Source organism: Candidatus Pantoea gossypiicola (assembly GCF_008632075.1).
In the GTDB taxonomy this organism is placed as follows: domain Bacteria; phylum Pseudomonadota; class Gammaproteobacteria; order Enterobacterales; family Enterobacteriaceae; genus Pantoea; species Pantoea gossypiicola.
On the sequence record NZ_VWVM01000006.1, the window covers coordinates 53167 to 68876 of the forward strand.

At 54.1% G+C, this 15710-nt stretch carries 13 protein-coding genes and 7 tRNA genes; 2 read left to right on the forward strand and 18 right to left on the reverse strand.

The features are described from left to right. Window positions 1-279: 279 nt before the first annotated feature. Window positions 280-1176: an amino acid ABC transporter substrate-binding protein gene (locus tag F3I20_RS09465; RefSeq protein ID WP_013357108.1), complete on the reverse strand. Its 897-nt coding sequence runs from the start codon at window positions 1174-1176 to the stop codon at window positions 280-282. 142 nt (window positions 1177-1318) lie between these two features. On the opposite strand from F3I20_RS09465, the gene F3I20_RS09470 reads away from it, so the two are divergent. After that, complete coding sequence (locus tag F3I20_RS09470) at window positions 1319-1546, forward strand: hypothetical protein (protein WP_150037231.1); 228 nt, start codon at window positions 1319-1321, stop codon at window positions 1544-1546. Window positions 1547-1609: 63 nt separating this feature from the next. Here the strand turns inward: F3I20_RS09470 and lnt are convergent, their stop codons facing one another. From lnt to miaB, 5 genes are all read right to left on the reverse strand, one after another. After that, the gene (gene lnt, locus F3I20_RS09475; RefSeq protein WP_150037230.1) at window positions 1610-3133 is read right to left on the reverse strand and encodes an apolipoprotein N-acyltransferase; all 1524 of its coding nucleotides are present in this window, start codon (window positions 3131-3133) and stop codon (window positions 1610-1612) included. Window positions 3134-3137: 4 nt separating this feature from the next. Then, window positions 3138-4019, reverse strand: a complete 882-nt coding sequence (corC, locus tag F3I20_RS09480) for a CNNM family magnesium/cobalt transport protein CorC (RefSeq protein ID WP_150012329.1) — start codon at window positions 4017-4019, stop codon at window positions 3138-3140. An 82-nt stretch (window positions 4020-4101) separates the two neighbouring features. Then, window positions 4102-4575 carry an rRNA maturation RNase YbeY gene (gene ybeY / locus F3I20_RS09485; RefSeq protein ID WP_150012327.1) on the reverse strand — a complete coding sequence of 158 codons (474 nt, stop codon included), beginning with the start codon at window positions 4573-4575 and terminating at the stop codon, window positions 4102-4104. Further along, the gene (locus F3I20_RS09490; RefSeq protein WP_013357113.1) at window positions 4572-5633 is read right to left on the reverse strand and encodes a PhoH family protein; all 1062 of its coding nucleotides are present in this window, start codon (window positions 5631-5633) and stop codon (window positions 4572-4574) included. Before F3I20_RS09490 ends, ybeY begins: the two co-directional genes overlap by 4 nt. A gap of 209 nt (window positions 5634-5842) precedes the next feature. Continuing rightward, on the reverse strand, window positions 5843-7267 hold the full coding sequence (gene miaB / locus F3I20_RS09495) for a tRNA (N6-isopentenyl adenosine(37)-C2)-methylthiotransferase MiaB (RefSeq protein ID WP_150012325.1): 1425 nt from the start codon (window positions 7265-7267) through the stop codon (window positions 5843-5845). Window positions 7268-7439: 172 nt separating this feature from the next. Between miaB and ubiF the strand changes: the two genes are divergently transcribed. Further along, window positions 7440-8612: a 3-demethoxyubiquinol 3-hydroxylase gene (gene ubiF, locus F3I20_RS09500; RefSeq protein WP_150012323.1), complete on the forward strand. Its 1173-nt coding sequence runs from the start codon at window positions 7440-7442 to the stop codon at window positions 8610-8612. Window positions 8613-8715: 103 nt separating this feature from the next. On the opposite strand, the gene F3I20_RS09505 is transcribed toward ubiF, so the two are convergent. The 12 genes from F3I20_RS09505 to nagB all read right to left on the reverse strand — a co-directional run bounded on the left by F3I20_RS09505 (window position 8716) and on the right by nagB (window position 15603). Beyond that, window positions 8716-8790 (reverse strand) — tRNA-Gln (locus F3I20_RS09505). A 28-nt stretch (window positions 8791-8818) separates the two neighbouring features. After that, window positions 8819-8893 (reverse strand) — tRNA-Gln (locus F3I20_RS09510). Between the two features lie 6 nt (window positions 8894-8899). Further along, window positions 8900-8976: transfer RNA gene (locus tag F3I20_RS09515), tRNA-Met, on the reverse strand. Between the two features lie 22 nt (window positions 8977-8998). Continuing rightward, window positions 8999-9073: transfer RNA gene (locus F3I20_RS09520), tRNA-Gln, on the reverse strand. Between the two features lie 35 nt (window positions 9074-9108). Next, window positions 9109-9183: transfer RNA gene (locus F3I20_RS09525), tRNA-Gln, on the reverse strand. Between the two features lie 22 nt (window positions 9184-9205). Next, window positions 9206-9290, reverse strand: a tRNA-Leu gene (locus F3I20_RS09530). 9 nt (window positions 9291-9299) lie between these two features. Beyond that, window positions 9300-9376: transfer RNA gene (locus F3I20_RS09535), tRNA-Met, on the reverse strand. Between the two features lie 218 nt (window positions 9377-9594). Then, window positions 9595-11262 carry an asparagine synthase B gene (gene asnB, locus F3I20_RS09540; RefSeq protein WP_150012321.1) on the reverse strand — a complete coding sequence of 556 codons (1668 nt, stop codon included), beginning with the start codon at window positions 11260-11262 and terminating at the stop codon, window positions 9595-9597. A 309-nt stretch (window positions 11263-11571) separates the two neighbouring features. Then, a complete protein-coding gene (locus F3I20_RS09545; RefSeq protein ID WP_013357117.1) occupies window positions 11572-12324 on the reverse strand; it encodes an HAD-IIA family hydrolase in 753 nt (250 codons plus the stop codon). A gap of 39 nt (window positions 12325-12363) precedes the next feature. Then, complete coding sequence (gene nagC / locus F3I20_RS09550; protein ID WP_150037229.1) at window positions 12364-13584, reverse strand: DNA-binding transcriptional regulator NagC; 1221 nt, start codon at window positions 13582-13584, stop codon at window positions 12364-12366. A 7-nt stretch (window positions 13585-13591) separates the two neighbouring features. Further along, window positions 13592-14740: an N-acetylglucosamine-6-phosphate deacetylase gene (gene nagA, locus F3I20_RS09555; protein ID WP_150012317.1), complete on the reverse strand. Its 1149-nt coding sequence runs from the start codon at window positions 14738-14740 to the stop codon at window positions 13592-13594. A gap of 62 nt (window positions 14741-14802) precedes the next feature. Continuing rightward, the gene (nagB, locus tag F3I20_RS09560) at window positions 14803-15603 is read right to left on the reverse strand and encodes a glucosamine-6-phosphate deaminase (RefSeq protein ID WP_033751778.1); all 801 of its coding nucleotides are present in this window, start codon (window positions 15601-15603) and stop codon (window positions 14803-14805) included. Window positions 15604-15710: the final 107 nt, after the last annotated feature.

A 15710-nucleotide genomic window follows, 5' to 3' on the forward strand; every position in this document is an offset into this window, starting at 1 on the left:
ACGAGCTCCGGAAAAAAAGGGTAGCTAAGCTACCCTGAAGATTGATGAACGGCGTTTTATTTCCTGACTCAGGAGAACGACCCGTGTCAGTCTGTCTGTCCATGCCGCGGTTTCAGCAATCGAGAGGGCAGCCAGGCTGCCCTTGTTATACCCGCCGTCTTTCAGGCTGCATTTTGGTTGGCTATGTTCACTCACCCGAATGACTTACCTGAGTAAGCTCACCGGGATACATTCTCTTGCCGCATTAATGCAATCTGAGATCCATTGGGTATTTTTTTGTTAATTCAGTGCTTTGTCATTCGGCGTTTTGAACAGGGCTTTCATGTCATCAGAGAGCTCAAAGTTCATGTTCAGATTCTTTGGTGGAATCGGCTGTTTGAACCAGGTATCGAACCATTTTTCTGCCTGGCCAGAGGTCTGGGCTTTAGCAATGGTTTCATCGACCAGCGCTTTAAACTGTGGATCATCTTTACGCAGCATGCAGCCATAGGCCTCTTTTGACTGCGGCGTACCTAAGATTTCCCAGTTATCCGGCTTTTTGGCTTTGGCGCGTTCGCCGGCCAGCAGAGCATCATCCATCATGAAAGCCACGGCACGACCGGTTTCCAGTGTACGGAAAGAGTCACCGTGATCTTTGGCGCTGATGATGCGCATATCCAGTTTTTGTTCGTCGTTGAGTTTATGCAGCAGCACTTCAGAGGTGGTTCCTGATGTCACAACCACCGTTTTGCCTTTCAGATCAGCGAAATCTTTGATCGGGCCATCTTTCTTCACCAGCAGACGGGTGCCGATGACAAAAATGGTGTCAGAGAACGCGGCCTGTTTCTGGCGCTCAAGGTTATTGGTGGTAGAGCCACACTCATAATCGTAGGTGCCGTTTTGCAGCAGCGGAATACGGTTTTGTGAGGTGATCGGGATCATTTTGACCTGCAGATCCGGCTTGTTCAGCTTCGCTTTAATAGCTTCCACGATGGCGTTTGAGTAAGCCTGTGAATAGCCGACGACTTTTTGCTGGTTGTCATAGTAAGAAAAGGGAACTGATGATTCGCGATGCCCGACCACAATGACGCCGTTGTCATTGATCTTCTTCAGGGTGCCGCTGAGATCTTCCGCCTGGGCCGCTCCCGCCGCTGCGCTGATCAGCAGAAGAGATAATGCCACTTTGCGTAGTTGCATGTTCCAACTCCTTCGTATGAAAAAGGCCCAGGCTATTACCTGTGCTGATTATGATGTTGTGTCTGTTTTTTGCTGCGTTTCTGCTCATTCTGCGGGCTAAACGGGCGCAGAAGAGTCACTAACATAGCGGATTGTTAACGCAATGAAACAAAAAAGTTTCTTTTTTGCGAGGCAATCCGCACCAAAAAAAGGCAAATATCTTGCTCTGCGCGTTTACGGTGCAGCAGAGGCGACTGTTTTGGTGCAAACGGCCTGGCATCAGCGCCTGCAATCCGCCTGTCGGCGAAAAACAGTGAAACATTCTGCAATCATCGTGCCAGAAAGCAGTACAGGGCGAGAAAGGCAGCAGAGTATGTGGTCTGGGGAGTGAGATATACCGGGGGCAGTAAAGAAAAAAGCGAAGCCTGGGCTTCGCCTTTAAGGATCAGACAGGTTATCGGCGTCGGCGCAGCAGGGCTAACAGCGCTGCCAGCAGCGTCAGTGACCAGACTGGCCAGATACCCGCCCGCGCATACGGGGTTTCCCCCTGCGTCGGCGTGACCTTGCTGGTCAGCACATCGCGGGTAAACTGCGGCAGCATTGCCTCCACATCACCGCTGGCATTCACTACCGCCGTCACACCATTGTTGGTGCTGCGCAACAGCGGACGTCCCAGCTCCAGCGCCCGCATTCTCGCCATCTGGAAGTGCTGCCACGGTCCGATAGAGTGACCAAACCAGGCATCGTTCGAAACGGTCAGCAGGAAACTGGTGTCGGGATGGAAGTTAGCCCGCACCTGCTCACCCAGCACGATCTCATAACAGATGGCGGTGGTCAGGTTATAGCCCGCCACGCTGAGTTGCGGCTGGAGATAGTTGCCACGGCTGAAGGCTGACATCGGCAGATCGAAGAACGGGGCCAGCGGCCGCAACAGATCGGCCAGCGGCACAAATTCGCCAAACGGTACCAGATGATTCTTCTGGTAACGATTGCCGCTGAAGTAGTTGTACGGGGTTTTGCCGCCCAGCACGATCACCGTGTTGTAGTCGTGATAACGATTCTGCTCCAGCCGTGAGTCGACGATGCCGGTGACCAGTGAGCTGCCGCGTTCACGCAGTTCGTCATCCAGCGAACGCAGGAAAGGCTGCTGATTGCTTTCCAGATCGGTAATCGCCGATTCAGGCCAGATAATGATCGGCGCTTTGCCCATCAGGGGCTGACTGAGACCGTTATAGATGCGCAGGGTAGTGAGCAACTGCTGTGGATCCCACTTCATCGACTGCGGGATATTCCCCTGCACCAGCGCCACGTCGACGGCGCGCTCAGGCATTGGCTGAACCCACTGGATGTAGCGCAGCGGCCACGGCAGGGCCAGCAGCAATAACGCCGCCACCAGGCTTCTGACATTGCGCTGCTGCATGGCATAAGCCAGCAGGCCAGCGACGACCATCAGCAGGAAAGTCAGGGTCTCGACACCCGCCAGCGGGGCCAGGCCTTTTAACGGACCGTCAATCTGGCTGTAACCAAACTGCAGCCACGGGAAACCGGTCAACACCCAGCCGCGCAGAAACTCAGTGATCTGCCACAATGCCGGTGCTGCCAGCGCCAGACGCCACAACGTCGTGCGCGGCCAGAGGCGATTCAGTACGCCCGCAAACAGCGCCGGGTAGACCGCCAGATACGCCGCCAGCAGCGCCACGATAAAGACATTGACCGGACCAGGCATGCCGCCAAAGGTGGCAACACTGACATAGACCCAGTTAATACCGCTGCCGAACAGACCCACGCCCCACACAAAGCCGATCGCAGTGGCCTGCGGGCTTGTGCGGTTCAGAGTCAGCAGCTGTAAGCCGCACAGCGAGAGCAGAGCGGCAGGCCAGAAATCGTAAGGAGAGAAGGCGAGGGTACCCAGTGCACCCGTTATTAAAGCCAGCAGCAGGCGAACCCGCTGGCGCGGGTAGAGTGAGGCTAATGCCATAGACTTATTCGTCTTCCAGTTGGGGTTGTGGCGAATTTTCCGGGATAGTCACGTGAACCTGGATGATGCGGCGACTGTCAGCCATCGCCACCTTGAACTGGTAACCCTCAATCTCAATGCTTTCACCACGTGCGGGCAGATGGCCGAAGCCCTGCATGACCAGACCACCAATGGTATCGACTTCATCATCACTGAACTGCGTGCCAAACACCTCATTGAAATCTTCAATGGCGGTCAGTGCGCGCACCGTGAAGGTGTGGCGATTGAGCTGACGGATATCACGATCTTCTTCATCGTCATACTCATCTTCAATCTCACCCACGATCAGCTCGAGAATATCTTCGATGGTGACCAGACCGGAAACACCACCAAACTCATCAATAACAATCGCCATGTGGTAACGCTGGGAGCGGAACTCTTTCAGCATCCGGTCGACACGCTTACTTTCAGGCACCACCACCGCAGGACGCAGCACTTTCTCGATGCTGAACGGCTCTGATTCACTGCTCATAAACGGCAGCAGGTCTTTCGCCATCAGAATCCCTTCCACATGATCTTTGTCTTCGCTGATCACCGGGAAGCGGGAGTGCGCGGAGTCGATAATGACATCCAGACACTCCTGGAGGCTCTGATTACGTTTCAGGGTGATCATTTGCGAGCGCGGGATCATGATGTCACGCACGCGCTGCTCCGCAATATCCAGAACCCCTTCGAGCATGTCGCGGGTGTCCTGGTCAATCAGCTCTTTATTATTTGAGTCGCGGATCAGCTCCAGGAGCTCATCACGGTTTTTAGGTTCACCGTGAAAGAGTTGGTTGATTAACAGGGAGAAAAATCCCTTTTTACTACTGGGTGCATCGCTGTTTTGAGAATGGTCGTCGCTCATGGCGGTTTTTAAAGATCTCTCTGGTGAGGAACAGGTGCTGTCAGCAAACCGTGCTGACAGCCGGATAGCCTGAATTCAGGATTCAGGCGTCTTCTTTCTCCGAAATGTACGGATCAGGATACCCAAGAGCAAGCATTATCTCGGTCTCCAGTCCTTCCATTTCGTCAGCTTCATCGTCTTCAATATGGTCGTAACCCAGCAGGTGGAGCGTACCGTGTACCACCATGTGTGCCCAGTGGGCTTCAACGCTTTTTCCCTGCTCTGCCGCTTCCTGCTCAACCACCTGACGGCAGATGATCAGATCGCCCAGCAGCGGCAGCTCAATGCCCGGCGGCGCTTCAAACGGGAAGGACAGGACGTTAGTCGGCTTATCTTTGCCACGATAAGTCAGATTAAGCTCATGACTTTCCGCTTCATCAACCAGACGTACTGTGACTTCGCTTTCAGGCTGGAAAGGGGTGACAGCCGCTGAGAGCCAGCGGTGAAACTGGCTTTCTTCAGGCAAATCAGCGGTGTTATCACAGGCGACCTGCAGGTCGAGAATCACCTCGCTCATTTGCTCTCCTGCGTGGCGCTCTGTGCTGCCAGCGCTTCACGTTTACGCTCTTCGGCCTGCTGGTCACGGCGGGTCTGATCGGCGGCTTCCCAGGCTTCATAAGCGGTGACAATGCGGGCAACCACTGGATGGCGCACCACATCTTCGCTGTGGAAGAAGTTAAAGCTGATCTCTTCCACGTCTGCCAGCACCTCGATAGCATGACGCAGACCCGACTTGACGTGACGCGGCAGATCGATCTGGGTAACGTCACCGGTAATCACCGCTTTGGAGTTAAAGCCGATGCGCGTCAGAAACATCTTCATCTGCTCGATAGTGGTGTTCTGGCTCTCATCAAGAATGATGAACGCATCGTTCAGGGTACGACCGCGCATGTAAGCCAGCGGGGCAACTTCAATAACGTTACGCTCCATCAGCTTTTCAACGCGCTCGAAGCCGAGCATTTCAAACAGCGCATCGTAGAGCGGACGCAGATAAGGGTCGACTTTCTGACTCAGGTCGCCTGGCAGGAAGCCGAGCTTTTCACCCGCTTCGACGGCAGGGCGGGTCAGCATGATGCGGCGAATTTCCTGACGTTCCAGCGCATCCACGGCCGCGGCCACCGCCAGATAGGTTTTACCGGTACCGGCCGGGCCGACACCAAAGGTAATGTCGTGGTCGAGCACATTCGCGATGTACTGGGCCTGATTTGGCGTGCGCGGTTTGATCACACCACGCTTGGTCTTAATATTGACCGCTTTACCGTATTCCGGCACGCTTTCGGCGGTTTGCTCCAGTACCCGGCTCTCTTTGATCGCCAGGTGAATCTGGTCTGGCTCGATATCCGGGATCTCACCACGCATTGGCGCGGTATCAACATACAAGGTCTTGAGAATATCTGCGGCAGCATTGACGCAAAGTGGGCGTCCTACCAGCTTAAAGACGTTGTCGCGACGATTGATCTCAATGCCCAGACGACGCTCAAGCTGTTTCACATTATCGTCGAAAGGCCCACACAGGCTCATCAGACGACGGTTATCAGCCGGTTCAAGGGCGATTTCACGAGTTTCGATATTCAAACGAATCCTTTGGGTCACTCAGGGCCAGTTATGGGATGTGTCTGACGCACCGTTGGGCTTAACCGGATGCACCATAACGAAATTATTTATGCCGTAACGCCTGGGCGCAAGCTTAAGGGGAGATATTTGGGCGGCACTTTCAGAAACCAAGTGTCGTGGTGTGAACCTGGCAGCAACGCAATGCGCGCTGCCGCACAATATAGCAGGTATCACGGCTGGAACAGACCCACGCCGATGTCGTTTTCTTTGCGGGTACGGGCAATCACGGAAGCCGGGCTTTGCACCATACGCAGGCCCATCTCTTCTTCAGTACGTACCAGCCTGCCGCGCAGCGAGTTGGTGTAGACATCAACAATTTCAACATCCACAAAGCGGCCAATCATCTCAGGCGTGCCTTCAAAATTGACTACGCGGTTGTTTTCGGTACGGCCAGAGACTTCCATGACGTTCTTGCGGGAGATGCCTTCCACCAGAATACGCTGCACGGTGCCGAGCATGCGGCGACTGATTGCCTGCGCCTGCTGGTTAATGCGGTCCTGCAGGATCCACAGACGCTGCTTTTTCTCCTCTTCACTGACATCATCCGGCAGGTCAGCTGCGGGCGTACCGGGACGCGCAGAATAGACAAAGCTGAAGCTGACGTCGAAATTGATGTCGGCGATGAGCTTCATGGTCTGCTCGAAATCCTGCTGGGTTTCACCCGGGAAGCCGATGATGAAGTCGGAGCTGATCTCAATATCCGGGCGAGCCGCGCGCAGCTTACGGATAATCGCCTTATACTCCAGCGCGGTATGCGCGCGCTTCATCAGCGTCAGAATACGGTCTGAGCCGCTCTGAACCGGCAGATGCAGGAAACTCACCAGCTCCGGGGTATCGCGATAGACATCAATGATGTCATCGGTGAACTCAATCGGGTGGCTGGTGGTGAAGCGAATGCGGTCGATGCCGTCGATTGCGGCGACCAGGCGCAGCAGCTCAGCGAAGGTACAGATCTCACCATCAAAGGTGGCACCACGATAAGCGTTGACGTTCTGACCCAGCAGGTTAACTTCACGCACGCCCTGCGCCGCCAGCTGGGCGATCTCCAGCAGAATATCATCGCTGGGACGGCTCACTTCCTCACCACGGGTGTAAGGCACCACGCAGAAAGTACAATATTTGTTGCAGCCTTCCATAATGGAGACAAAGGCTGTCGGGCCTTCTGCACGCGGTTCCGGCAGACGGTCAAATTTCTCAATTTCCGGGAAGCTGATGTCGACTACCGGGCTTTTGGTACCGCGCACGGTGTTGATCATCTCCGGCAGGCGGTGCAGCGTCTGCGGACCAAACACAATATCCACGCAGGGGGCACGCTGACGAATGTGATCGCCTTCCTGCGACGCCACACAGCCACCCACGCCAATGATCACATCCGGGTTGCGCTCTTTGAGTTTTCTCCAGCGTCCCAGCAGGTGAAACACCTTTTCCTGCGCTTTCTCACGAATGGAGCAGGTGTTAAGTAACAGGATATCCGCCTCTTCAGGGACCTCAGTCAGCGTATAGCCGTGCGTACTGTTCAGCAGATCAGACATCTTGGATGAATCATACTCATTCATCTGACATCCCCAGGTTTTGATATGCAGTTTTTTTGTCATCGCGCTAGCCATTGATTCAGTGCAGTGAAGTGCGGGGCGCATATTGTAATGCTTTGATGCTGTGGTGACCAGCCTGAGGGCTTTTCTGCCAGCCATCGGGTTTTCCGGTACACTTTGCTCTATTCAGACCCGCGATGCGCAGGCTGGCGGGAATAAGAGAGGGAGTTAAGCAATGCAGGGTAATCAGTTTGATGTCGTGATTGTCGGCGGTGGTATGGTCGGTGCTGCGCTGGCCTGTGGTCTGACACAGCAACATTTTCGCGTGGCGGTGATTGAGCGTGCCGAACCCGCGCCGTTTGATGCCGACAGCGATCCCGATCTGCGAATTTCAGCGATCGGATCTTCCTCGGTGGCGTTGCTGAAGCAGCTCAATGTCTGGCCGCGGGTCGAAGCAATGCGCAGTGCGCCCTATCGCAGGCTGGAAACCTGGGAGTGGCAGACCGCACAGGTGAGTTTTGATGCAGCCTCGCTGGGCTTGCCTGAACTGGGCTTTATGGTCGAGAACAGCGTGCTTCAGCGGGCGTTATGGGAGGAGATGCAGTCGCTGGGCGTGACCTGCTATTGCCCGGCCACGCTGGAAAACCTGCAGCCAGAAAATGGCGGCTGGCGCGTCGATCTTAACGACGGCATGGCTTTGCATACCCGGCTGGTGATGGGTGCAGATGGCGCAAACTCGCAGGTGCGGCAGATGGCCGGAATCGGGATTCATGGCTGGAGCTATGCGCAGTCCTGTTTACTGATCAGCGTGACCTGCGATCATCCGGCAGGGGATGCGACCTGGCAGCACTTTACGCCTCAGGGACCACGCGCCTTTTTGCCGCTGTATGGTAACCGGGCCTCGCTGGTCTGGTATGACGCGCCCGCAAGAGTGCGTCAGCTTCAGGCGATGCCGATAGCTCAGCTGGAGAAAGAAATTGCCAGCCACTTCCCGGCGCGGTTGGGACGGTTTAAAGCCCATGCGGCGGGCGGCTTCCCGCTGGTGCGCCGTCATGCTTCACGTTATGTCCTTCCAGGGCTGGCGCTGGTCGGCGATGCCGCGCATACCATTAATCCGCTAGCCGGGCAGGGCGTGAATCTGGGCTATCGCGATATTGATGCGTTGATTGATGTGCTGGTGAGCGCACGCGATGCGGCGGAGGACTGGGCCTCAGAGCGGGTATTGCAGCGCTATCACCGGCAGCGTCGCAAAGACAATCTGCTGATGCAGGGCGGGATGGATCTCTTTTATTTTGCCTTCAGCAACCAGCTGGCACCGCTGAGGCTTGCGCGAAATCTCGGACTGATTGCCGCTGAACATTCTGGCGTACTGAAGCGGCAGGTATTGCGCTATGCGCTGGGTTTATAACCCAATGCGCATTGAGGCTCGCCGCAGGGCGGGCCAGTAATCTGGATGGTGGAGAAGGGACAAAAACAACAAAGCCCGCAAAAGCGGGCCTGGTTGTGCAATTTGGCTGGGGTGCAGGGATTCGAACCCCGGAATGCTGGTATCAGAAACCAGTGCCTTACCGCTTGGCGACACCCCAATAATGGGTTTTTCAAATTGTCTTTGTATGGCTGGGGTGCAGGGATTCGAACCCCGGAATGCTGGTATCAGAAACCAGTGCCTTACCGCTTGGCGACACCCCAATTATATGGTGGCTACGACGGGAATCGAACCTGTGACCCCAGCATTATGAGTGCTGTGCTCTAACCAGCTGAGCTACGTAGCCAAATTGTACTGCATTTCAATGGTGGCTGGGATACCTGGATTCGAACCAGGGAATGCCGGTATCAAAAACCGGTGCCTTACCGCTTGGCGATATCCCATTCGTCCGTTCTCAGCACACGAGAATCATCGAAATTGGCTGGGATACCTGGATTCGAACCAGGGAATGCCGGTATCAAAAACCGGTGCCTTACCGCTTGGCGATATCCCATCCACGCTGCCGAATAATGAAATGGTGCGGGAGGCGAGACTTGAACTCGCACACCTTGCGGCGCCAGAACCTAAATCTGGTGCGTCTACCAATTTCGCCACTCCCGCAAAAAAAGATGGTGGCTACGACGGGAATCGAACCTGTGACCCCAGCATTATGAGTGCTGTGCTCTAACCAGCTGAGCTACGTAGCCATCTTTTTTTCGCGTTACCTTCATCGGCGTTGCGGGGCGCATTATGCGGAGTTGACCAGACAGCGTCAACAAGTTTTTTACCGTTTTTTGCCAGATAATCGCTGTTTGACTGGCTTATAACCAGCCTGGCGGTTTATTCGGCAATTTTTCAGTGAATACAACGCTAATCGTAAAAAAAATGGGCCATAACAGGCCCATTCTGGTGGCTTTATGTCAGGTTATTTATAGGCTGACTGATGCACACCCACGGCACGTCCGGAAGGATCGTCCATGTTTTTAAACGCTTCATCCCACTCAATTGCTTTGGCTGAAGAACAGGCAACGGATGGACCGCCAGGCACACACTCTGCCGCACTGGCTAACGGGAACAGCTCTTCGAAGATTTCACGATAGAGATAAGCTTCTTTCGAACCCGGCGTGTTGAACGGGAAGCGGAAATGGGCGGTTGCCAGCTGCTGGTCACTGATTTGTTTCGCGGCCACTTCCTTGAGTGAGTCGATCCAGCTGTAACCCACACCATCAGAGAACTGCTCTTTCTGACGCCACGCTACGCTCTCAGGCAGGTATGAGGAGAAGCATTCACGCAGAATGTGTTTCTCCATTTTACCGTTGCTGCCACACATTTTGTCGGCAGGGTTGATACGCATGGCCACATCCAGGAATTTTTTATCCAGGAAGGGTACGCGGGCTTCAACGCCCCAGGCGGACATCGCTTTGTTGGCACGGGCACAGTCGAACATATGCAGCGCCTGCAGTTTACGCACGTTTTCTTCGTGGAACTCTTTGGCGTTTGGCGCTTTATGGAAGTAGAGATAGCCGCCAAACACTTCATCTGCGCCTTCGCCCGACAGCACCATCTTAATGCCCATTGCTTTTATTTTACGCGACATTAAGTACATCGGCGTAGAGGCGCGAATGGTCGTGACGTCATAGGTTTCAATGTGATAAATCACATCGCGAATCGCATCCAGACCTTCCTGCACGGTGAAATGGATTTCGTGGTGCACGGTGCCCAGATGTTCCGCGACAGATTTTGCTGCTTTTAAATCAGGTGAACCTTCCAGCCCGACCGCGAAGGAGTGTAGCTGCGGCCACCACGCGTCACTTTTATCCTGGTCTTCAACACGCTTTGCCGCAAAACGCTTGGTCACGGCGGAAATGATGGAGGAGTCCAGACCGCCTGACAGCAGCACACCGTAAGGCACATCTGACATCAGGTGGCTTTTCACCGACTCTTCCAGCGCATGCTTCAGGCCAGCCGCATCGGTGGTGTTGTGCTCAACGTTTTTGTACTCCATCCAGTCACGCTGCCAGTAACGACGGATTTCGCCATCAGTGCTGGAGAGGTAGCTTCCTGGCGGGAACTCTTTGATTGAACGGCAGGCTGGTACCAGCGCTTTCATTTCTGACGCAACAAACAGGTTGCCGTGTTCATCGTTACCCATATAAAGCGGGATGATGCCGATATGGTCGCGGCCAATCAGATACGATTTCTTAACGCTGTCATAGAGGATAAAGGCGAACATGCCTTCCAGCTCATCAAGGAAATCGACACCTTTCTCCTGATAGAGCGCCAGAATCACTTCACAGTCAGAACCGGTCTGAAATTCATAGCGATCGCTGAGCTCAGCGCGCAGCGCCTGATGGTTGTAAATTTCGCCGTTAACGGCCAGTACGTGGGTGTGATCGGCGTTGTACAGTGGCTGTGCGCCGTTGTTAACGTCAACAATTGAGAGGCGTTCATGCGCCAGAATAGCCGTGTCATCTGCATAGACGCCTGACCAGTCCGGGCCGCGATGACGCATTAAGCGTGAACATTCCAGCGCTTTTTTGCGCAGCTCAACAGGATCGGTTTTCAGATCCAGCACACCAAAAATTGAACACATAACTGACTCCTGATCTCACCTTACGGCGATGTTATCTTTTGCGTTTGTCCGGCAGCCTGACGCTGCGTGATAGATAAGAAAATGCGCTATTTGGTGCATTCAATGCAAGAGAAATCGTGATTTACTGATAAAAATATTGCTCACATGGCAATAAAATTGAATAAACGATAATTTTAATGTTGTTTTGTTATTGGATCGGCAATGAAATGGCGTTTGTGAGTAAAAAACAAGCAGTGAAAGTAGGCGGGAGCCATGCAAAAAAAGGGGGACGCATCACAGATTAACCGGATGCGTCATAAGAAAAATGAATCAGAACAGATCAATATCGGCAACAGAAGGGTAGATCCAGTCCGGACGGAACGGCATGGCATCGATATCACTCAGCGTCGAGACGCCTGACAGCACCAGTACCGTTTCCAGACCTGCCTGGAAACCGGCGAGAATATCGGTTCGCAGGTTATCACCCACAATGACCGTCTCTTCCGAGTGGGCCTGCATTTTATTCAGCGCGGCGCGCATGATGTAGGGGCTGGGTTTGCCCACCACAAACGGGCTACGGCCTGATATCTTCTCAATCCCGGCGCAGAGCGCACCACAGGCGGGTATAAAGCCGCGCGCGTGCGTATCGGGGTTGGTGGCGATAAAGCGCGCGCCGTTAGCCACGAAGAAGGCCGCTTTGTGCATCATGTCCCAGTTGAATGAACGCGTCTCCCCGACAATGACAAAATCGGGATTCACATCCGTAATGGTAAAGCCCGCTTTATAAAGCTCATGAATCAGCGCGCCTTCACCAATGACATACGCCTTTTTGCCCTCCTGACGACGCAGGAAGTCGGCGGTAGCCATGGCCGAGGTGTAGAAAACGGATTCAGGAACCTCGACACCAGCCGAAGCAAAGCGGTTAGCCAGATCCTGCTCGGTCTGCGAGGGATAGTTCGTCAGCACCACCAGCGGCATCTCTTTGGCCAGAATGCGTTGTAAAAATTCCTGTGCGCCAGGAACGGCCGTGTTGTCGTGCATCAGCACGCCATCGATATCACAAATTACGCTTTTAATGGTCATAGTCAGATCCGATGTGGCCCGCCACAACAGCGGGTTAGCTTAGTCTTCCAGAAGATGTTGCAGCAGAATGCCGTTAAGCATGGCACGTTTAGCCAGCGCAAATGCGCCGATCGCAGAACGGTGATCCACGGTCGAACGCACGACCGGCAGATTTTTACGAAAGGCTTCTAACGCCTGGGTGTTGATGCAGCCTTCAATCGCGGGCAGCAGCACTTTTTCTGCTTCCGTAATCTCGCCCGCCAGCACCACTTTTTGTGGATTAAACAGGTTAATCGCGATGGCAATCGCTTTGCCGAGATACCGGCCTACCTGTTCGACCACTTCGCAGGCCAGCGCATCACCCTGATTGGCCGCTTTGCAGATGTGGGACATCTGGCATGCCTCCAGCGTCAGTACGCTGGGATAGCCCTGATTCAGCAGATGCCGCACACGATTCTCAATGGCACCGTTAGCGGCAATGGTTTCCAGGCAGCCAAAGTTACCGCAGTGACAGCGCTCGCCAAGCGGGTCAACCTGGATATGGCCGATTTCGCCGACGTTACCGTTGCTGCCGAGGAAAATATGGCCGTTGGCAATAATGCCGGCACCGGTGCCGCGGTGTAAGCGCACCAGGATTGAGTCAGCACAGTCGCGGCTTGCACCGAAATAGTGCTCGGCCAGCGCCAGACTGCGAATATCGTGCCCCACAAAGCTGGTGACGTTGAACCGCTTTTTCAGACTGGCGACCAGCGGCCAGTGGCTGACAGAGATGTGCGGCATATAACGGATCACGCCGTTAATCGGGTCAACCAGGCCCGGCAGGATAACGGAAATCGCGATCAGCTCGCGTATTTTACGCTGGTGCTGCCCGATGAAGCCGCTGATGGCGTTAAACAGCGCATGCTCCAGTGTCTCCTGGGTGCGTTCCGGCAGCGCATAATCCTCCTGCGCCAGCGACTTACCGCTGAGGTCGAACAGGGTCAGGGTGGCATCGTTGCGGCCGAGGCGAACCCCGATGGTATGGAAGTGACGGGTTTCAGTGATAATCGAGATAGCGCGGCGACCACCGGTAGACGCCTGCTGGTCTACCTCTTTGATCAGGCCGCGCTCAATCAACTGGCGGGTAATTTTGGTGACGCTGGCGGGGGCGAGCTGGCTGAGTTCGGCAATCTGAATGCGCGATATCGGCCCCTGTTGATCAATCAGCCGGTAAACCGCTGCGCTATTAAGTTGCTTAACAAGATCGACATTTCCTATTTGTGACTGGCCGCCAGTGGTCATTCAGTGCTTACTCGCTCAGGACGTCGTCTCCGTTGACTAACGTCTTAATGATTTTAAAGTCGCGCGTAAACACAGTCAGGTTCGCGATTTTTCCTGCTTCGATCGAGCCCAACTGTCTTTCCACGCCCATCGCCCGTGCCGGGTAAAGTGATGCCATGCGTAACGCTTCGTCCAGTGCGATGCCGACATGCTCGACGCTGTTTTGTACTGCTTCAATCATCGTCAGGGCCGAACCACTGAGTGTGCCGTTTTCGTCAACACAGAGGCCGTCACGATAATAGATTGTTTTGCCAGCAAAAATAAACTCGCTGATGTCAGCGCCAGCCGGTGCGGTGGCATCGGTTACCAGCACCAGTTTGTCGCCTTTAATGCGTTTTGCATTGCGCACGTTAGCGTAATGTACATGTAAACCATCCGCAATAATGCCGCAGTATACATCAGGCGAATCAAACAGCGCACCGATAAGCCCGGGTTCACGTCCTGCAAAGGTCGGCATAGCATTGTAGAGGTGGGTTGCGAAACTCACGCCAGCAGAAAAACCCGCTTTCGCCTCTTCATAGGTCGCATTCGAGTGACCCGCTGAGACAATGATTCCGGCGTCGGTTAATTGACGAATTACGTCGCTGCCTGCGTTTTCAGGTGCCAGGGTAACTTTGGTGATGACGTCTGCGTTGTCGCAAAGATACTGCACCATCGCCGCATCCGGCAGGCGAATCAGTGCCGGATCGTGGGTGCCTTTTTTCGCTTTGCTCAGCCACGGGCCTTCCAGATGCAGACCCAATGCCTGATGCTGATGTTTCTGCAGGTAAGCGCGCATGGTTTCAATCGCCCGCTTCATCAGCGCGTCGCTGCTGGTGATCAGCGTCGGTAAAAAGCTGGTGCAGCCAGACTTTTCATTGGCGCGCTGCATCGTTTCCAGCGTCTCAATGCTGAGCGCATCCAGGCTGTCATTGAACTGTACCCCACCGCAGCCATTGAGCTGCAGATCGATAAAACCCGGCGCAATAATCGCACCCGCCATATCGCGCTGCTCAATATCAGCCGACAGCGATTCACGCGGGCAGACGCGCGCAATGTGCCCGTTTGCCACCACGACGGCGTGATTATCCAGAATCTCATGGCCGCTGTAGATCCGACCGTTTACTAATGCGTACATCTCTCTTCTCCCTTCCTGGCCTGCTGTCACTTAACGTAACAGCAGGGCAGGACACTATTCTGTTACACGCCTTTCATATTTTCCGCTTCCATTTCGCGGAAATATTTCACGGTTTTCACTTTCAGTTCCATAGTGGCTGGCTCATCACAGACCACCACCGATTTCGCATGCAGCTGCAGGCAACTGATGGTCCACATATGGTTAACATTACCTTCAACCGCTGCCTGCAGTGCCTGTGCTTTAACATGGCCGGTAACCAGAATCATCACTTCTTCAGCATCCAGCAGCGTGCCAACACCGACCGTCAGCGCATATTTAGGTACCTGATCAACGTCGCCATTAAAGAAGCGCGAGTTCGCTACGCGGGTATCATGGGTCAGGGTTTTAATGCGGGTACGGGAAGCCAGTGAAGACGCCGGTTCGTTAAAGGCGATATGACCGTCGTTGCCGACGCCGCCCATAAACAGGTGAATTTTACCCAGTGCGCGAATTTTCTCTTCGTACTGACGACATTCTGCGTCAATATCGGGCGCATTACCATTCAGCAGGTTGATATTTTCCGGTTGAATATCAACGTGATCGAAGAAATTGCGATACATAAAGCTGTGATAGCTTTCAGGATGCTCTTTTGGCAGACCGACATATTCATCCATATTGAAGGTCACGACATGTTTAAAACTGACCTGGCCCGCTTTGTGCATCTCAATCAGGTGCTTGTACGCCTCCAGTGGCGTGCCGCCGGTTGGCAGACCCAGAACAAAAGGTCTGTCCGCCGTCGGGTTAAACGCATTGATGCGGTTAACAATATGTCGGGCGGCCCATTTACCTACCTGGGTTGGCGTTGCTAATGGAATCAGTCTCATGTTTCACCTCAATTAAAAATGGAAAGGGGATCGCTAAACCGTTGCGTTAGTCATCAGCCTGAGCAGATTGTCTATTCTCGCTACGGGCGGAGCGTAATTCAATATTT